Genomic DNA, 17,402 nt, shown 5'->3' with positions numbered 1-17,402 from the left:
CCTCAGCCGGGCACCAGGACGCGCTTTCTGAACACCCAGTACGTCCATCCCTGGTACACCAGCACGAACGGTAGCGCGATCAGCCCGATCCAGCTCAGCATGGTGAGCGTGTAGTCCCCGGAGGCGGCCTCGGCCAGGGTCAGCCCAGGCAGCGGGGCCACCCGCAACTCCATGAAGACCGACAGCGTGGTCAGCACGATCGCGCCCGCCGTGGCCGTGAACGCCCAGCCCTCCCTGCGCCGCCAGATCAGCGCGACGGCCGCGGCCAGTGCCGCCATCGCGGCCAGGGCTGGCGCGGTGCCCAGGCTCGACAGGGCGAACACGGCCACCGGCACGGTCACGCCGCCCGCGATCATGGCGGCGGTCCTGGCGCGGCGGCGTACCGGGCCGGTGGTCTTCAGCGCCAGGAAGACCGCGCCGTGCAGGGCGCACACCGCCAGCGTGAACGCGCCGCCCGCCAGGGCCGCAAGAGCGCTGTCGAACAGCAGGTCGGCGAAGACCGAGCCCCACAGGAACGCCGGCAGCGCGCTGCCGACCACGATGCCCAGGTCGCACCAGGCCGGGTTGGCGACCTTGCCGCGCCACTCCAGGCCGACGCCGCGTACGATCAGGCCGACCAGGACCAGCGTCACGGGCAGGTAGAAGGCGCTGAACACGCCCGCGTACCAGGCGGGGAAGGCGGCGAACATGGCCCCGACCGCGGTGATCAGCCACACCTCGTTGCCGTCCCACACCGGGCCGATGGTCTGCAGGGCGGCGCGTTGCTCGGTGGCGTTCCTGCTCACCAGCGGCGACAACATGCCGACGCCGAAGTCGAAGCCCTCAAGGACGAAGTAGCCGGTCCAGAGGAAGGCGATGATGGTGAACCACAATTCGATCATTGTTCGCTCCTCAGTACATCAGGGACGGCTCGCGCCGCTCCTCGGCCGTGGGGGCCGGCGCCCGCTCCTCGGGGCCCTGGCGGACGTGCCTGGCCAGCAGGACGATCTCGGCCACGGTGAAGGCGCCGTACAGGAGCGTGAAGATCGTCAGTGAGATGGCGACCTCGGTCAGGCTCACGGACGGCGAGACGCTGGCGGCGGTGAGCAGTTCGCCCGCGACCGTCCACGGCTGGCGGCCGATCTCGCTGAGCAACCAGCCGGCGGTCGCCGCGAGCAGCGGCAGCGGCAGGGCCAGCAACATCGCGCGCGACAACCAGGCGGGGAACTCCCGTCTGCGGCGGGTCAGCCAGAGGCCGAGCACCGACAGGCCCACCGTGGCCATCCCGAACCCGATCATCACGCGGAAGGACCAGAAGACGACGGGCTGGTTGGGCCGGTAGTCGCCGGGGCCGAACTCCTGCTCGAAGCGGCGTTGCAGGTCATGGCTGCCCTGGACGGTGGCCTCGGGGTCGTTGGTGGACAGGAAGCTCAGGACCTTCGGGATCTCGATGCCGGGGACGAGACTGAACCCGGCGCCCGCCGTGTCGTGCTCCAGGCCCTCGGCGGCGGCCAGCTTCATGGGCTGCTGCTCGTACATGAGCTTGGCGGACATGTCGCCGGTGCCCGCGACGACCGCGCCCGCGATGGCCGTCATCACCAGCGCGGCGCGGGCGGCGCCGCGCCACATCTCGGCGCGCGTCTTCAGCAGCCAGTAGCCGCACACCGCCAGCACGAAGCCGCCGGCGACGACGAACGAGGCCGCGATCACGTGCGGGACCTGGGCGAGCGCCGTGGAGTTGGTCAGCACCGCCCACAGGTCGGTCATCCTGGCCTTGCCGTCCACGACCTCGTAGCCGACCGGGTGTTTCATCCAGGCGTTGGCCGCGAGGATGAAATAGGCCGACAGGTTGGAGCCGATGGCCGCCGCCCAGATGGTCGCCAGATGCACCCTCTTCGGCAGGCGGTCCCAGCCGAAGATCCACAGGCCCAGGAACGTGGACTCCATGAAGAAGGCCAGCAGTGCCTCCATGGCCAGCGGGGCGCCGAAGACGTCGCCGACGAAGGTGGAGTACTCGCTCCAGTTCATCCCGAACTGGAACTCCTGCACGATGCCGGTGACGACGCCCATGGCGAAGTTGATCAGGAACAGCTTCCCGAAGAACTTCGTGAGCTTCAGGTAGTGCTCCTTGCCCGTGCGGTGCCAGGCCGTCTGCAGGCCCGCCACGAAGATGCCCAGACCGATGGTCAGGGGCACGAACAGAAAGTGGTAAACGGTGGTCACCCCGAACTGCCACCGCGCAAGATCAAGTGCGTCCATCTTCCCCGCCGACTCCGTGAGCTCTACACGCTGTAGTACATCTACTGATAGTAGTACTACAGCTCGTAGAGCAACGCGATGCGTTCTTGGTCACATCGCCTTCTGTGGTTACTCGTCGAGGATCCCGCGCACGCCCGTTCCGGCGCGTCACCCGGGAAGATGAACGCCCCGTACGCCGCCGGGCCTACCTCAGCGGGGGTCGGCCGCGTCCAGGTACGCCTGGAGGTTGCCCAGCTCGTAACCCCGGCGCTTGATCTTCTTCACCAGGATGCGGAAGTCCCTGGCCAGGTTGGGCCGGAAGTGCAGGAGCAGGATGTCGCCCGGCCGCAGCCTCTTGTCCGGCACCTGGTAGGCGATCTTGCCGCCCGGCTGGACGGAGGCCGTCCACAACAACACGGATGACATGCCGCAGCTTTTGGCGGCTCGCAGGGTGTCGGTGTCGTAGTTGCCGAACGGCGGCCTGAACAGGGCCGGGCGCGTGCCGAGCTCCTTCTTGATGAGCTGGGACGAGCCGCAGATCTCGCGGCGCTGGGCGGCGTAGCCGAGCAGGCGGAGGTTCGGGTGGGTGAGGGTGTGGTTCTCGACGGGCACGCCCGCGTCACGCAGTTGCCGGAAATATCCCCATTTACCGGCTCCCACGTAACGGGCCTCGCCGCCCGACTCGTCGGGGGTGCCCTCGGCCTCGACGGCGTCGCGCATGGCGAAGGCCGTGATGGGGATGCGCTGCTCGCGTACCTGCCGGAGGAAACCGGGGTCCTGCTCCCAGCCGTCGTCGATGGTCAGGAAGACGACCTTGCGCTTGGTGGGGATGGAGCTGATCACCGGTGGCAGGCCGCCGGTGCGGGGGATCGGGCGCACCTCACCCTTGCGCGGCGTGACCCCGGGCGGTCCCTGCGGCTCGGGAGTCTCCGGGGCCGCCGTCTTGGGGGCCGTCTTGGTGGGTTCGGCGGCCGTCCCCGTGGCGGTCTGGGTCGGCGCGCAGGCGGTCAGTACCAGGGCGCATGCCACGCCGATCATCCCGTACGGCCCGCGTCCCCTGATCATGGGGCACCATCTTGCCGCATGCCTGTCGGGCGTTGCCCTTATCCACGCGGGCGAGGCTGCCTAGAGTGGCGGCATGAGAATGGCTGGCAGTGCTGCGATCGGTGCGGACAGAGATCAGGTGTGGGCGGCGCTCCGGGACCCGGCGGTGCTGGTGCGCACCATTCCGGGGTGCGAGCGGCTGGAGGAGACGGGGCCGGACGCGTACCGGATGACGATCAACGCGGGGGTGGCCTCCATCAAGGGCGTCTACCAGGGGGAGGTCTCGCTGACCGACCCGCTCGCGCCGGAGAGCTTCACGCTCAAGGCGCGCGGGCAGGGCGCGCCGGGGACGGTGGACGCCACCGTGCTCGTACGGCTCAGCGAGGCCGACGGCGGCACGCGGGTGGACTACGACGCCGAGGCGGTGGTCGGCGGGATGATCGGCGGGGTCGGGCAGCGCATGCTCCGCTCGGCCGCCAAGCGTACGGCTGAGGAGTTCTTCTCGGCCGTCGAAGAGCACCTGTGCACGCCCGAAGCGGGCGTCGCGTCTGCGGCGACGGCCGCGCCGGACGAGGATGCTGCTGTCCTGAATGTCGTATCTGCCCCGAACGGCGCGCTCGCCACCTCTGGCGTGCCCGCCGCGTCCAGGGCGGTCGAGGGGAGGGGGGCCGTGTTCGAGCGGCCATCCAAACAACACACCGAGACACGCCCGTGGGTGATGCTGGCCGCTTTCGGTATGGGCGCCGGCGTCGCGCTGACCGGGGCCGCCGTGGGCTGGCTGCTGGGGCACGGGTGGCGCCGCCGGAGCGGTTGAGGTTGGTGGCGTCCGGGACTCTCGCGGAAAAGGATCTCCGGGCGTAGCGTGGCGGGTATGCGGCAGGCACATGCTGAAGACGCACGAACCGAGGCCAGGCGAGTTGTACGCAACCTGCTGGGCGAGGAGCATCCGACAGCCGAGATGCTGATCGGTGACGTGCGCCCCGTGCTCGGGGACGACCGCACGGACCGCACGCTCGAACTCGCCCTCGGCGCCCAGCTCACCAGGCGCTCGGCCGAGTTCGCCGCCATCGCCGCGCTGCTGGTCGGCACCCGCGAGCTCGGCGACGACTGGTGGACCAAGCCGAGGGGCGGCAAGCTGCCCCCGCCAGACGAGGTCGTGCGCACGGCGGTCGCCATCGAGCCGTGGACCGACCTGACCGCGCTGGAGATGCTGGCCGCCTGGGTCTCCGACGACGCCGCCGACCAGATGTGGGGCGCGCCCGTCGCGCAGGTGGACCTCAACTCCTGGCAGGCCGAGGACCGCTTCGGCCTGCCCCCGGGCGTCAAGCCCGGCCAGCGGCTCGTCGTGCACTTCGACGCGGGGGGCCGGCTCGACGCGGTCGTCACCCGGCGGGCCGACGAGGACCTCGGCTCCAACCTCGACTTCCACTCCCTGCGTTACGCCCGGCCCGCCGAGGCGCAGTGGAGCTGGGGCGTGGCGGCCGGGCTCGGACCGCACCGGTTCCCGGGCGAGGACCCCGACCCCTACGCCCGCGAGGTGCCCGCCTCCGCCGCCGACATCCTGCGTGCGTGGGCGATGCGCCACGGAGCCACCGCCGAGCAGCTCGGCGAGCAGTGGGAGACGGTGGGGGACGTGGTGGCCGCCATCGAGCGGGTGGACTGGATGTGGCGCAGCGGCGAGTGGTTCGGCTGGTGGCGGGGGGCCTCCGCGCTGGTGGACGACTCGGCGTACCTGCCGTACCGGTTGGAGGAGTTGTCCGCCGGTTAGGTCAGTGCGGAATCCGTTCACTGGATATCAGTTAATCTCAGTGATTCGCCCATTGCTGGGTGAAGGTCCCCGTCTTGCCCGGTCGCCCGGTGCGGGGTAGACGTTTCATGGCCACCGGCCCCGCTGGGCGGGGTCTTCTGGTCGGCTCCGCGTCCGTTTACCGTCTCCGGACCACTCCCGGCGACGTGCTGTACGAGGGATGCGAGATTGCGTGCGGCATTGCGGTCACGATCCAGCACCAGCCCGCAGGCCGGGCAGGTGAAGGTGCGCGCGGACAGGGGCAGTTTGGCTTTCACTGCCCCGCACGACGAGCACGTTTTGGAGGAGGGGTACCAGCGGTCGGCCACGATCAGCCGGCCGCCGTTCCAGACGGTCTTGTAGCCGAGTTGGCGGCGGATCTCACCGAAGCCGGCGTCGGAGATGGCCTTGGCCAGGCGGTGGTTGCGGATCATGCCGGCCACGTGGAGGTCTTCGATGACGATGGTGCCGTATTCGCGGGCCAGGCCGGTGGTGAGCTGGTGCAGGGCGTCGCGGCGCAGTGCCGCCACCCGGTGCTGGGCCCGGTTGCGGACGGCGTTGGCCCGCAGCCAGCGGCCGGAGGGCTGCTGGCCGGTGCGCCGGTCCGGGCCGATCTTCCGTGACACCGCGCGGGCCGCCCGGCGCAGCCTCTTGGACGCGCCGGCCAGGTGCTTGGGGTTGACTGCGGGTGGCCGGTCGTCGGAGAACACCGCGAGCGTCCGCACGCCCAGATCCACGCCGACGACCGCGTCCGCGCGGCGCGGCACCCGGACGGGGCGTTCAACGTGCACGCTGAACGCCACCTGCCAGCGGCCCGCCTCCCAGCGCACGGTCGCCGATGCGATGCGCGCCGTCCCGGCCTCGATCCGGCGGGCGAGCTTGCGGGTGGATTCGTGCGTCTTGATCCGGCCCAGCCTCGGCAGTACCACATGGGTGCGGCCGTCCAGGCGGATCGTCCCGGTGGTGAATCGCACCGACGGGGTTGTCTTGCGTCTGGATCGGAACGACGGGAAGCCCATCACCCGGCCTTTACGCTTTCCCATGCGGGCGGCGGCCCAGTTGTTCAGGGCGGCGGCCAGGCGTTCCAGACCGCAGGCGTATGCCTCCTTGGAACACTCCGGCCACCACGGCGCGACGTCATCCTTGGCCTGGTTCCACGCCTTGCGCAGCGCGTACATCGACCACGACAACGACGGCGTCAGCACCTCGTCGGCGAGGCCGTAGGAGCGTTCGGCGGCGCGCCGGCCGAGATTGGCCTTGATCAGCGCCAGACCCCAATTGAACGCGAACCGCGCCGCTCCGCAGTGCGCGGCCAGGGCGCGGGCCTGGGCGGGGGTGGGGTCGAGGGCGTAGCGGTAGGCCTGGATGGCCTGCATCACCCACCCCCTCATTTCACGCTGAGTGGTGGTGATGTTACCAAATGTTTGCACTGTTCGCGGTGTGCCAGGACGGGTTCGCAGGCGCTGACACCGCCGCCCGCCTGTTCGGTATGCAACGTCCGATTCCCGTACCGCCATGTCCGCCACCTGAACGGCTTCCTCATCTCCACTCAGATGGGATGGGATGGGCTTCCCCACGCAGCCGGAAGGAGATCGCCGCCTGGCGCGAGACCCAGCCCACCAAACCGAGGGAAGCTGACAAGCACTGACGAACGCTGAGTAAAACCCGTGCAGTGCGGAATCCCTGGTGACGCCATCGGGTTGTCTCCCGGTATGAAGGTCGAGATTTTTTCCGATGTTGTGTGCCCCTGGTGCTATATCGGGCATGTCCGTTTCACCAGGGCCGCCGAGCGGTTCCGGGCCAAGGGCGGCACGCTTGAGGTGACGATGCGCCCCTTCCAGCTCAACCCGGACGCCACGTCCGACGGCGAGCCGCTGATCCCGGCGCTGGAGCGCAAGTTCGGGCCGCAGGCCACGCAGATGGTCGAGCGGGTCATCGACGCGGCCAGGGCCGAGGGCCTGGAGCTGAACTACGACCGGGCCGTCAACGCCGGCACTTTCGAGGCGCACCGGCTCATCGAGGTCGCCACCGGGCAGGGGCGGGGCAGGGAGATGGCCGAGCGGCTCTTCCGCGCCTACTTCACCGAGGGGCACAACGTGGCCGATCACGCCGTACTGGACAAGCTGGCCACGGAGGCGGGAGTGAAGGACTCGGGGGAGGGCGCCGAGGAGGTGCGCGAGCAGCTCGCCAGGGCGCGCTCGCTCGGGATCAGCGGGGTCCCGTTGTTCCTGTTCGAGGGCAAGTACGCCGTGTCGGGCGCGCAGCCTGAGGACGCCTTCGCCGACGCCATCGACGAGGTGGCCGAACGCACCGGCCAGACGCCGATCACCCAGCTCGCCGCCCCGGCCGACGGTTGCGACGACGACGGGTACTGCGCGGTCTGACCAAGCCCGCGCGGCGCAAGTCCACAGCCGCCTGGTCCCGCCGCGATCAGGCGGCCGGGCCCGCGTCGGAGGCACGGGCGGGTGAGGGCAAGGGCGAGGGGGTGCCCTCGCCGAGCCGGCCCGCGCGATGATGGCGGCGGCACAACACCTGATAGCGCACCAGCGCGTCATCGGTGTCGCCGATCACCACCTGCTCGCCGGAACGCGCCATCGCCCCGTTCACGATCCTGGCGTTGAGCTGCCCGGGCCGCCCGCACCAGCACAACACCTCGACCTGCAGCCGGCACACCTCATCGGCCAGCTCGAACAGCCGCTGCGCCGCCGGGAACATCACCGACCTGAAGTCCGAGGCCAGCCCGAACGCGTAGACGTCCACGCCGTGCTCGTCCACCAGGTCGGCGAGCTGCTCGATCTGCTCGACGGTGTAGAAACACGCCTCGTCGCAGATCAGGTAGTCGACGCGGTCCTGCGCGGTCACCAGCCGCAGGAGATCGAGGGAGTCCTCCACCTCGATCGCCTCCAGCCCGAGCCCGATCCGGCTGGTCACCCTCGGCCCGCCGGAGCGGTCGTGCTTGGTCAGCACCAGTCCCCGCCTGCCCTGCCGCCCGTGGTTGTAGTTCATCTGCAGCGCCAGAGTGGACTTCCCGCAGTCCATCGGCCCGAAGTAGAACTTGAGCACGGCATCCCTGGCCCCAGAGGGCACGGCTGACAACGCAGACACTTCAGTCACGGGCCGCCAGCTTAGTGGCTTGGCTTGTTCCATGACCTCGTGGGACATTTCTCCCCTGTAGTAGTCAGGAGGAATCTGTGGTCACCGACAAACCGCCGTCCCAGGCAGCGTCTCAGGCAGCGCCCCAGACGGCGCCCCAGATGGCGCCCCAGGCGTCGGCGCTCGACTCGATGATGAAGCAGGACGACCTCACGGCCGCCCAGGCGGACGCCACCCGCTGGCGTTACGGCTTCCTCGTCGTCGTGGCCGGCATCGTCGCGGTCCTGGTCGCGTTCGGCGCCGCCGTCTTCGCCACCCGCGAGTTCGCCCCATTGTTCGCCGGTGTGGCGGGGGTGATCGGTACCATTATCGGGGCCTATTTCGGGGTGCAGGCGGGACAGTCGGGTAAGGCCAGAGTCGAGGCGGAACTGGCCAGGTCACAGGAGTTGGTCGTGCGCCTGGCGGCGTACGTAGGCACAGAGAACGCGCCCAGAGTCATCGACGAAGTGCTCGGCCGACGCCGAAGCTGAGGAGCCATGCGTAGCGTGCGTATCGGAGTGGACACCGGAGGAACGTTCACCGACGTCGTGGCGGTGGACGAGGAGTCCGGTGAGATCCTCACCACGAAGACCCCCTCGACCCCCGCGAACCCGGCAGACGGGTTCCTCAGGGGCATCGAGAAGCTCGGCCCGCTGGATGCCGCCGCCATCGTGCACGGCACCACCGTGGCCACGAACCGGCTGCTGGAGGACCGGATCGAGAACCTCGGGTTCATCACGACCGAGGGGTTCGAGTACATCCTGGACATTGCCCGGCAGAGCGTGCCCGACGGCTACGGCAACTCCTACTTCTGGGTCAAACCGCCCAGAATCGTGCCCGTGCACCTGGTCAAGACCGTCGGCGGGCGGCTGGACCACCTGGGCAACGAGGTGCGGCCGTTCTCCGAGGAGCAGGCCGTCGAGGTGGCCCGCTGGTTCCGGGCCAAGGGCATCACGGCGATCGGGGTCTGCTTCCTGCACTCCTACGCCAGCCCCGAGCACGAGCGCCGCATGCGCGAGGTGTTGTGGCGCGAGCACCCGGAGGCGGTGATCTCGTTGTCCAGCGACGTGCTGCGCGAGTACCGCGAGTACGAGCGCTCGGTCACCACCCTGGTCGACGCCGCCGTCAAGCCGGCCATGCGCAGCTACCTGGCCAACCTGTCCAACCGGCTCGGCAGGCCGTTCTCCGTCATGAAGTCCAACGGCGGCGTGTTGTCGGCCCGCGAGGTCGTCAACCAGCCCATCACCACCGTCCTGTCCGGCCCGGCGGCCGGCGCGCTCGGCGCGGCGCTCATCGCCGCCACGGCCGGCCACGAGTCGGTGATCACGCTGGACGGCGGCGGCACCTCCACCGACGTGGCCGTGGTGATCGACGGCGAGCCGTCCATCACCACCGAGGGCAGCGTCGGCCGCTACCCGTGCAAGATCCCGATGATCGACATCATCACGGTCGGGGCCGGCGGCGGCTCGATCGCGTGGATCTCGCCCGAGGGCACGCTCAAGGTCGGCCCCAAGTCCGCCGGCGCCGACCCGGGACCCCTCTGCTACGGCAAGGGCGGGACCGAGGTGACGGTGACGGACGCGCACGTGTTCCTCGGCCGGATCCCGCCGCACCTGCTCGGCGGGGAGATCCCGCTCGACGTGGACGCCGCACGTACCGGCATCAAGGCGCTGGCCGACAAGCTCGGCCTCACGCCCGAGCGCACGGCGACCGGCATCCTGGAGATCAGCGCGTTCAACCAGAGCAACGCGATCAGGCAGCTCACCGTCAAGCGCGGGCTGGACGTGCGGGACTTCCCGCTGGTGACGTTCGGCGGGTCCGGGCCGCTGCTGGCGTGCCGGCTGATCGACATCCTCGGCCTGCCGTCCGTGATCGTCCCGCGCGATCCGGGCAACGTCTCGGCGTTCGGGCTGCTCACGGTGGACGTCAAGAACGACTACGTGCGTACGTACGTCACCCGCGACCTCTCCCTGGGCAAGGCCGTCGAGATCTTCCACGACCTGGAGCATCAGGCGGGCGAGGCCCTCGACCGCGAGGGCTTCGACGACCCGGTCTACCAGCGCAGCGCCGACCTGCGGTACTACGGCCAGGCGTACGAGGTCCGGGTGCCCGCCCCCGCCGGCGAGATCGACGAGGACTGGCAGGCCGAGGTGGTCACCCGCTTCCACGACGCCCACGAGAAGTTGTACGGCTACGCCTACCGCGACGACCCCCGCCACGGCGTCGAATGGGTGAACCTGCGCGTCTCCGGCATCGGCCCCATCACCCGCCCGCAACTGCGCCGCCTGGACAAGGCCGGCGAGGGCGCCACGTCGGTCCGTCCCGTGCACTTCGACGAGACCCGCGACACCCCGATCCACCAGCGTTCCGCGCTCGGCCCCGGCGCCACGGTGCGGGGACCTGCGGTGATCGAGGAGTACGGCTCGACGATCCCCATCCACCCGGGCTTCACCGCCCACGTGGATGACTACGGCAATGTGGAGGTTGGCCGTGACTGACCCGATCCTGGTCGAGATCGTCGAGGGGACGCTCGCCTCCGTCGAGAAGGAGGTCGAGACGGCCATCGCGCGTACGGCGCGCTCGCCGATGATCCGCGACGCGCACGACTTCCGCGCGGGCATCCACGACGCGCGCCTGCGCAAGCTGACCGGCCGCTCCTACAGCGCGCTCGTCCAGCCCGTCGTGCGCGACTTCCCGATCGAGACGATGAAGCCCGGCGACGTGTACTTCCACAACGACGTCTACCTGTCGGAAGGCGGCATCGGCCACCTGCCCGACCTGTGCGTCACCGTGCCCGTCTTCCACGAGGGCTCCGTGGTCGCCTTCGTGCAGGCGTTCGGCCACCACGACGACATCGGCGGCGCGGTGCCCGGCTCCATGCCCTCGCACGCCCGGTCGGTCTTCGAAGAGGGCCTGATGGTGCCGCCGATCAAGTTGTGGGACGAGGGCGTGCCCAACGAGGCGGCGCTGCGGATCATGACCCGCAACTCGCGCATGCCCGACTCCCTCGCCGGCGACCTGGACGCCGAGTGCTCGGCCTGCCTGATGGGGGCGCGGCGGCTGGCCGAGCTGTTCGAGCGTTACGGGCGGGAGGCCGTCGAGGAGTGCTTCGACGCGATCATCGACAAGACGACCGAGACGTTCCGCAGGGAACTGCTGGCGAAGATCCCCGAGGGCACGTACGTGTGGGAGGACTACGCCGAGCACGACGGCGTGGACGAGCCCCGCCTGCACGCCCAGCGCATGACCCTGACCGTCGACCACGCCGCCGACGCGCCACTCACCATCGACTTCACCGGCACCTCACCCCAGGCCAAGGGGCCCATCAACCACGCGGGCGACTACGCCGACGGGGTGTTCCTGAAGAAGTGGCTGGCCCCGGTGCTGCGCAACCTGGCCGACACGCCGGAGCGCATGGCCGAACTGGACGTCAACGAGGGCGTCGTGCCGCTGATCAAGATGATCTTCCCCGAGAAGGGCACCCTGCTCACCCCCATCTTCCCCGCGCCCACGAACGCCCGCACGTTCGTCATCCTGCGCCTGCTGGGCGTGCTGGCGGGCGTCCTGGCCAAGGCCACGGGCGGCCGCATGCCCGCCGACCAGGAGACCATCCGCTACACGGGCGTGTACGGGACGGACGCCGACGGGCAGCCGTACCTGATGCGCGAGGTCCTGGGCGGCGGCTCCGGCGGACGCTGGTACGCCGACGGCGAGGACACCATCCACGTGGTGCCCGACTCGCGCAACATCCCGGTCGAGTTCGCCGAGGCGCGCTGGCCGTTCCGGGTGGAGCGGCTGGCGCTGGCGACCGACTCGGGCGGGCCGGGCATGTACCGGGGCGGGCTCGGCTACGACAAGCACATCCGCATGTTGAGGGACGCCTCGTACATGTCCATCGCCGACCGCTCGATCCTGTCCTGCTGGGGCGTCAACGGCGGCCTGGCGGGGCGGCCGTTCCGGGTGGAGATCGCGGGCAAGGAGATGGAGGGCCTGGTCGACGACCACCATGTGCAGGCCGGCGACCTCATCAGGATCCGCACGACGGGGGGCGGCGGCTGGGGCTCCCCGTACGACCGGGACCCACGGGCGGTGGCGGCCGACGTACGGGACGGGAAGGTGTCGATCGCGGGCGCGCTGGGGGACTACGGCGTGGTCCTGGACGGGGACCGCATCGACGAACAGGGCACCGCCGAACTCCGCACCCGCCTGCGCCCACCGACCGATCGCTTCTTCGACCGGGGGCCCGGGTACGCGAAACTGGCCGATGGGCGAGCTTACGCCGAGGTGGACGAATTGTGAGGACTTAGTCACGCTTCGTGAGGATGGGGGCTGGCATGATCTCTCGTGAACCCCCCGTCTTCGGCGTATGTCGATGAGTCCATGGTGCTCGCGCGTGGCGTGTATCTGCTGGCAGCGGTATTGGTGACGCCCCGCCAAGCCGAGCACTACCGCGCCGAGTTGCGCGCGCTGCTGCTGGGACGGCAGCCCCGTCTGCACTGGCGGGATGAGAACGCCAAGCGCAGAGCCCAGCTCGTGGAGGCGGTGGCACTGCTGCAACCTGCGGGCATCATCGTCAGCGGCAGCGGCCTCGACCCGAAGCGTCAGGAGCGGGCGCGCCGGAAGTGCCTGGAGTGCATGCTCTGGGAGTTGGGCGACCATCACGTCGTGGACGTGGTCTTCGAGCGCCGCGACAGTGAGCTCGACCGGCGGGATCACAAGCTGGTAGAAGTTCTCCAAGGCCGCCACGCCATGCCGCCGAGGTTGCGTCTGTCGTGGCGCAGCCCGATGTCAGAGCCCTTGCTGTGGCTGCCGGACATCATTGCAGGCGCGAAGTCTCTTGCCAATCGCGGCGATGACAGGTTGTGGAGCCAGGTGGAAGCCAACGTGCTGGTGCGGAATATGGAGATCCGCTGACAGCGCGAAGCCCGGGCTCCTGTCAATTCCGGCAGTACACCCGGGCCCACTTCCATCCCCCCCGTAGGAGGGCGGCCTGCTCTCACTGTACCCGGTCGCATACGAATAGTCACCTAGAAAGCGCAAGCCCCGGCTCCCGTCGTCCGGCGGGCGGTCCCGGGCTCACTTCCATTTCCCCCCGTGGGAGGCGGCGTGGCGCAGGTCCGGGCTCCTGTCAATTCCGGCAGTACACCCGGGCCCACTTCCATCCCCCCGCAGGAAGGCGGCATGGCGAAACCATAGCGCTTATGCCTCGTTGTAGCAGGCGAAATACCTGGCTGCGATGATGTGGGCATGGGTCCTGCGATGATCATGGCGGTACGACACGGCGAGAGCGAGTCCAACCTCGCCTACCGCCAGGCCGGCACGACACCCCTGGTCTACGAGCGCGGCGACGACGAGGTGACGCTGACCGACCTGGGCAGGACGCAGGCGGCGGCGCTCGGCAGGCTGCTGGCGGAACTGTCCGGGGACGAGGCGCCCGAACGGGTGTGCTGCTCGCCCTACCTGCGCGCACTCGACACGTGGAAGATCGCGCAGGAAGCATGGGGCGTCACCCCGCTCCCGGTCACCGTGGACGAGCGGCTCAGGGACCAGGGGGCGGGGGAGTTCGCGCACTTCAACCTGGCCGCGATCGGCGAGCGGCACCCCGAGGAGCTGGCCAGGCGCGAGGCCGAGGGCGAGTACGCCTACCGCCCGCCCGGCGGCGAGTCGCTCGGCGACGTCGTGGTCAGGTTGCGCCCGTTCCTGCGGGAGCTGGACGGGCGGCGGGTGCTGATCGTCGCCCACGACTCCGTGGTGCTGGCACTGCACCACATCCTCGGCGGGCGGCCGGACGCGGAGCTGGCGGCCGTGCTGGAGTACGCGCCGGTGCCGAACGCCTCGGTGTCGGTCTGGCGGGCCGGAGGAGAGCTCGTACGCTTCAACGACGTCGCCCATCTCACGTCGTGACCACCAGATCGGCCCGCTCCCTGGTACGGTCCGCGGCGAACCACTCCTCCTCGGCCGCGAACCACTCCCGCCACCGCGGCTCCAGCGCGGCCCCGTCCCGCTCCAGCACGCGCCGCAGCCGCACGGCCTCCCCGGCCTCCACCCAGACGCTGTAGGCCAGCCAGCGGGCCACCGAGGCCCGTGCCGTGCCGACGCCCTCGATGATCAAAACCGGCGCCGGGGGAACGGCAACTTGTTCGGCGTACGTGTCGCGTACCCAGTCATACCTGCGGAAACCGCCCGGCAGCCCGTCCCGGAGAGGCCGCAGCACCTGTGACTCCAGCGCGTGGAACCAGCCGCCCGGGCCCTCCTCCCACGGCACGGGGAAGTCGTCGCTGTGGATAACCTGGCAGTCCAGCTCCTCCGCCAGCCGCAACGCGAACGTCGTCTTGCCCGAGCCCGCGGGCCCGTCCACGGCCACCAGGCGCACCGGGCCGCACGAAGGCCGCAGGTTTGAGATGCGGGCAGCCAGGTCATTCACCGGACCCAGGGTAGATGACGAGAAGCGGGCGCCTGAGAGAATGTTCTTTCGCCCCGAACGCAAGTAGGAGGTTGGATCTTGCTCGGACCCCTCGGTGACATCGTCGTGCTCGATCTGTCCAGGGCCCTGGCCGGGCCGCACGCCGCGCAGATGCTCGGCGACCTGGGCGCTCGAGTGATCAAGGTCGAACATCCGGACGGGGGCGACGAGTCGCGCGGCTGGGGGCCGCCGTTCGTCGGACCGGATCACGATATTTCGACTTACTTCCTGGCCGCCAATCGCAACAAGCAGTCCATCGCCATCGATCTGAAGTCCGACGAGGGCAAGCGGCTCATCGAGCGTCTCGTACGCCAGAGCGACGTCCTCATCGAGAATTTCCGCACCGGCGTACTCGACCGCCTCGGCTTCTCCGTCGAGCGCCTGCACGAGCTCAACCCCCGTCTGGTCATCCTGTCGATCACCGGCTTCGGCCACGACGGCCCCGAAGGGGGCCGCCCGGGCTACGACCAGATCGCCCAGGGCGAGGGCGGCCTGATGTCGCTCACCGGCCCCTCGGCCGACGAGCCGTACCGTGTCGGCGCCTCCATCGCCGACCTGCTGGCCGGCATCCACGGCGCGTACGGCGTCGCGGGCGCCCTCTACGAGCGCGAGAGCACCGGCAAGGGCCGCGTCGTGCGCACCTCGCTGCTGGCCGCGATCACCGGCGTGCACTCCTACCACGGCACCGCCTGGACGGTCGGCGGCAAGGTGCCCACGGCGGGCGGCAATCACCACGCCTCCATCGCCCCCTACGGCGCCTTCCGCTGCGCCGACGGCATGTTGCAGATCGCCGCCGCCAACGACGGCCAGTGGCGCAAGGTCGCCGCGCTGCTGGGCATCGACGCCGGTGCGGCGAAGTACGCCAGCAACAAGGACAGGTTCGCCCACCGGGAGGAGCTGATCGCCGACATGGAGAAGGCACTGGCCGAGCACGACCGCGCCCACTGGCTGGCCAGCCTGGCCGAGGCGGGTGTGCCCGCGGGCGCGATCAGGACGCTCGACGAGGTCTACACCTGGGACCAGACCCGCTCGCAGGGCCTGGTCGTCGAGGTGGAGCACCCGGTGCTGGGCAAGATCGAGCTGCCGGGGCCGCCGCTGCGCTTCGACGGTCTGGAGGGAGTCGAGCACACCGCGCCGCCCGCGCTCGGCCAGGACGGCGACGCCGTGCGCGCCTGGCTGGAGGAGCGCGAACGATGATCGGGGACCCACGGCACCGGCCGGGGTCCCCGTGCGTCAACATTGCATCGTTGACTGACATCTAGGGAGCGATAGTGAGCCGTCCGGACGCGCGCACACTGATGGACGCGATCCTCGACCAGGGGTCGTGGAAGTCGTGGGACGTGCCGCCCGCCGATCCGGCCGAGCCCGGCTCCTCCTACGCCGACGAACTGGCCGCGGCCCGGGTCAAGTCCGGCTACGACGAGGCCGTGATCACCGGTGAGGGCCTGCTCGGCGGGCGCAGGGTGGCCATCGCGGCGTGCGAGTTCTCGTTCATGGCGGGCTCGATCGGGGTGGCGGCGGCCGAGCGGCTGGTCGTCGCGGTCGAGCGGGCCACCCGCGAGGGGCTGCCGCTGCTGGCCGCGCCGGCCTCGGGCGGCACGCGCATGCAGGAGGGCGCGCTCGCGTTCGTCCAGATGGTGAAGATCACCGCGGCGATCCAGGCGCACCGGGCGGTCGGCCTGCCCTACCTGGTCTACCTGCGGCATCCGACGACCGGCGGCGTGTTCGCGTCGTGGGGGTCGCTCGGGCAGGTCACGGTGGCCGAGCCGGAGGCGCTGATCGGGTTCCTGGGGCCGCGCGTGTTCGAGTCGCTGCACGGTTACCCGTTCCCCGAAGGCGTACAGGTGTCGGAGAACCTGCACGCCAAGGGCCTGGTCGACGCGGTGGTCTCGGCCGGGGAGGCGCGCGAGGCGGCGATCAGGGCGCTGGCCGTGCTCGCCGCCGACCGGTCGGCCATCACGGCCGGCGAGCCTCCCGTGGAGGACCTGCGGCCGGTGGAGGCGTGGGAGGCGATCACGCGTTCCCGCCGTGACGACCGGCCGGGCGTGCGCACGCTGCTCAAGCTGGCCGCCACCGACGTGACCAAGCTCAGCGGTACGGGCGGCGGCAAGAACGAGCCCGGGCTGGTGCTCGCGCTGGCCAAGTTCGGCACCGCGCCCGCCGTGGTGCTCGGCCAGGACCGGCGGACCCAGCGCGCCAACTCGCCGCTCGGCCCGGCCGGGCTGCGGGTGGCCAGACGCGGCATGCGACTGGCGGCCGAGCTCGGCCTGCCCCTCATCACCGTGATCGACACGGCGGGGGCGGACCTGTCGAAGGCGGCCGAGGAGGGCGGGCTGGCCGCCGAGATCGCCCGCTGCCTGGCCGAACTCCTCACGCTGGACGCGCCGACCGTCTGCCTGCTGCTCGGCGAGGGCGCGGGCGGGGCGGCGCTGGCGCTGCTGCCCGCCGACCGGGTGCTGTGCGCGCAACACGCGTGGTTGTCGCCGCTGCCGCCAGAGGGCGCCTCCGCCATCCTCTACCGCTCGGTCGACTTCGCCCCCGAGATCGCCCAGGCGCAGCACATCCGCGCCACCGACCTGCGCCGCGAGGGCATCGTGGACCGGGTCATCCCCGAGCAGCCGGACGCCGCCTACGAGCCGCGGCAGTTCTGCGAGCGGGTGGGGCGGACGCTGGAGCACGAGATCGCGGGACTGCTGGAGGCGGGCCCGGCCGACCGGCTCGCGACCCGCCAGGCCCGCTACCGCAACCTGGGCCGGTAGG

Annotated in this window: 16 protein-coding genes; 10 read left to right on the top strand and 6 right to left on the bottom strand. The window is 70.4% G+C overall.

Annotated elements, in window-relative coordinates; translation table 11 throughout:
- Positions 1–2: 2 nt before the first annotated feature.
- From cydB to AB0I81_RS07485, 3 genes are all read right to left on the bottom strand, one after another.
- Positions 3–881 (bottom strand): cytochrome d ubiquinol oxidase subunit II, encoded by an 879-nt coding sequence (gene cydB / locus AB0I81_RS07495; RefSeq protein ID WP_360651557.1) that lies wholly within the window; start codon positions 879–881, stop codon positions 3–5.
- 10 nt (positions 882–891) lie between these two features.
- The gene (locus AB0I81_RS07490) at positions 892–2,238 is read right to left on the bottom strand and encodes a cytochrome ubiquinol oxidase subunit I (protein WP_360651554.1); all 1,347 of its coding nucleotides are present in this window, start codon (positions 2,236–2,238) and stop codon (positions 892–894) included.
- A gap of 189 nt (positions 2,239–2,427) precedes the next feature.
- Positions 2,428–3,282, bottom strand: a complete 855-nt coding sequence (locus tag AB0I81_RS07485) for a polysaccharide deacetylase family protein (protein ID WP_360651551.1) — start codon at positions 3,280–3,282, stop codon at positions 2,428–2,430.
- A gap of 73 nt (positions 3,283–3,355) precedes the next feature.
- Here AB0I81_RS07485 and AB0I81_RS07480 point away from each other — a divergent pair, with 73 nt between their 5' ends.
- Both AB0I81_RS07480 and AB0I81_RS07475 read left to right on the top strand, forming a co-directional pair.
- Complete coding sequence (locus tag AB0I81_RS07480; protein WP_360651548.1) at positions 3,356–4,075, top strand: carbon monoxide dehydrogenase subunit G; 720 nt, start codon at positions 3,356–3,358, stop codon at positions 4,073–4,075.
- A gap of 57 nt (positions 4,076–4,132) precedes the next feature.
- Positions 4,133–5,029 carry a hypothetical protein gene (locus AB0I81_RS07475; RefSeq protein WP_360651545.1) on the top strand — a complete coding sequence of 299 codons (897 nt, stop codon included), beginning with the start codon at positions 4,133–4,135 and terminating at the stop codon, positions 5,027–5,029.
- 17 nt (positions 5,030–5,046) lie between these two features.
- Here AB0I81_RS07475 and tnpB read toward each other — a convergent pair whose 3' ends face one another.
- Entirely contained in the window at positions 5,047–6,423 is a 1,377-nt protein-coding gene (gene tnpB, locus AB0I81_RS07470) for an IS607 family element RNA-guided endonuclease TnpB (RefSeq protein WP_360651542.1), read from the bottom strand.
- A 336-nt stretch (positions 6,424–6,759) separates the two neighbouring features.
- Between tnpB and AB0I81_RS07465 the strand changes: the two genes are divergently transcribed.
- Positions 6,760–7,431 (top strand): DsbA family oxidoreductase, encoded by a 672-nt coding sequence (locus AB0I81_RS07465; protein ID WP_360651539.1) that lies wholly within the window; start codon positions 6,760–6,762, stop codon positions 7,429–7,431.
- Between the two features lie 46 nt (positions 7,432–7,477).
- On the opposite strand, the gene AB0I81_RS07460 is transcribed toward AB0I81_RS07465, so the two are convergent.
- Complete coding sequence (locus AB0I81_RS07460) at positions 7,478–8,161, bottom strand: thymidine kinase (protein ID WP_360651536.1); 684 nt, start codon at positions 8,159–8,161, stop codon at positions 7,478–7,480.
- A gap of 140 nt (positions 8,162–8,301) precedes the next feature.
- Between AB0I81_RS07460 and AB0I81_RS07455 the strand changes: the two genes are divergently transcribed.
- The 5 genes from AB0I81_RS07455 to AB0I81_RS07435 all read left to right on the top strand — a co-directional run bounded on the left by AB0I81_RS07455 (position 8,302) and on the right by AB0I81_RS07435 (position 14,083).
- The gene (locus tag AB0I81_RS07455) at positions 8,302–8,670 is read left to right on the top strand and encodes a hypothetical protein (RefSeq protein WP_360651534.1); all 369 of its coding nucleotides are present in this window, start codon (positions 8,302–8,304) and stop codon (positions 8,668–8,670) included.
- Between the two features lie 6 nt (positions 8,671–8,676).
- Positions 8,677–10,677 carry a hydantoinase/oxoprolinase family protein gene (locus AB0I81_RS07450; protein WP_360651531.1) on the top strand — a complete coding sequence of 667 codons (2,001 nt, stop codon included), beginning with the start codon at positions 8,677–8,679 and terminating at the stop codon, positions 10,675–10,677.
- Positions 10,670–12,478: a hydantoinase B/oxoprolinase family protein gene (locus AB0I81_RS07445; protein WP_360651528.1), complete on the top strand. Its 1,809-nt coding sequence runs from the start codon at positions 10,670–10,672 to the stop codon at positions 12,476–12,478. The genes AB0I81_RS07450 and AB0I81_RS07445 overlap by 8 nt, the downstream gene beginning before the upstream one ends.
- 81 nt (positions 12,479–12,559) lie before the next feature.
- Entirely contained in the window at positions 12,560–13,093 is a 534-nt protein-coding gene (locus AB0I81_RS07440; RefSeq protein ID WP_360651526.1) for a hypothetical protein, read from the top strand.
- Positions 13,094–13,426: 333 nt separating this feature from the next.
- On the top strand, positions 13,427–14,083 hold the full coding sequence (locus AB0I81_RS07435; protein WP_360651523.1) for a histidine phosphatase family protein: 657 nt from the start codon (positions 13,427–13,429) through the stop codon (positions 14,081–14,083).
- Here AB0I81_RS07435 and AB0I81_RS07430 read toward each other — a convergent pair.
- A complete protein-coding gene (locus AB0I81_RS07430) occupies positions 14,073–14,603 on the bottom strand; it encodes a hypothetical protein (protein WP_360651520.1) in 531 nt (176 codons plus the stop codon). The genes AB0I81_RS07435 and AB0I81_RS07430 overlap by 11 nt on opposite strands.
- A 78-nt stretch (positions 14,604–14,681) precedes the next feature.
- Between AB0I81_RS07430 and AB0I81_RS07425 the strand changes: the two genes are divergently transcribed.
- Both AB0I81_RS07425 and AB0I81_RS07420 read left to right on the top strand, forming a co-directional pair.
- A complete protein-coding gene (locus AB0I81_RS07425) occupies positions 14,682–15,839 on the top strand; it encodes a CoA transferase (protein ID WP_360651517.1) in 1,158 nt (385 codons plus the stop codon).
- Between the two features lie 101 nt (positions 15,840–15,940).
- The gene (locus tag AB0I81_RS07420) at positions 15,941–17,401 is read left to right on the top strand and encodes a carboxyl transferase domain-containing protein (protein ID WP_360652039.1); all 1,461 of its coding nucleotides are present in this window, start codon (positions 15,941–15,943) and stop codon (positions 17,399–17,401) included.
- Position 17,402 lies beyond the last annotated feature (1 nt).

It is taken from the genome of Nonomuraea sp. NPDC050404, assembly GCF_040655495.1.
Classification (GTDB): Bacteria; Actinomycetota; Actinomycetes; order Streptosporangiales; family Streptosporangiaceae; genus Nonomuraea.
Note: the sequence above shows the minus strand (reverse complement) of the source record. Positions and strands in the feature narration are given on the sequence as shown.

Excerpts from the sequence above, each read along its gene's own strand:
- cydB (WP_360651557.1), bottom strand. The coding sequence starts at position 881 with ATGATCGAATTGTGGTTCACCATCATCGCCTTCCTCTGGACCGGCTAC.
- AB0I81_RS07490 (WP_360651554.1), bottom strand. The coding sequence starts at position 2,238 with ATGGACGCACTTGATCTTGCGCGGTGGCAGTTCGGGGTGACCACCGTT.
- AB0I81_RS07485 (WP_360651551.1), bottom strand. The coding sequence starts at position 3,282 with ATGATCAGGGGACGCGGGCCGTACGGGATGATCGGCGTGGCATGCGCC.
- AB0I81_RS07480 (WP_360651548.1), top strand. The coding sequence starts at position 3,356 with ATGAGAATGGCTGGCAGTGCTGCGATCGGTGCGGACAGAGATCAGGTG.
- AB0I81_RS07475 (WP_360651545.1), top strand. The coding sequence starts at position 4,133 with ATGCGGCAGGCACATGCTGAAGACGCACGAACCGAGGCCAGGCGAGTT.
- tnpB (WP_360651542.1), bottom strand. The coding sequence starts at position 6,423 with ATGCAGGCCATCCAGGCCTACCGCTACGCCCTCGACCCCACCCCCGCC.
- AB0I81_RS07465 (WP_360651539.1), top strand. The coding sequence starts at position 6,760 with ATGAAGGTCGAGATTTTTTCCGATGTTGTGTGCCCCTGGTGCTATATC.
- AB0I81_RS07455 (WP_360651534.1), top strand. The coding sequence starts at position 8,302 with ATGGCGCCCCAGGCGTCGGCGCTCGACTCGATGATGAAGCAGGACGAC.
- AB0I81_RS07450 (WP_360651531.1), top strand. The coding sequence starts at position 8,677 with ATGCGTAGCGTGCGTATCGGAGTGGACACCGGAGGAACGTTCACCGAC.
- AB0I81_RS07440 (WP_360651526.1), top strand. The coding sequence starts at position 12,560 with ATGGTGCTCGCGCGTGGCGTGTATCTGCTGGCAGCGGTATTGGTGACG.
- AB0I81_RS07435 (WP_360651523.1), top strand. The coding sequence starts at position 13,427 with ATGGGTCCTGCGATGATCATGGCGGTACGACACGGCGAGAGCGAGTCC.
- AB0I81_RS07420 (WP_360652039.1), top strand. The coding sequence starts at position 15,941 with ATGGACGCGATCCTCGACCAGGGGTCGTGGAAGTCGTGGGACGTGCCG.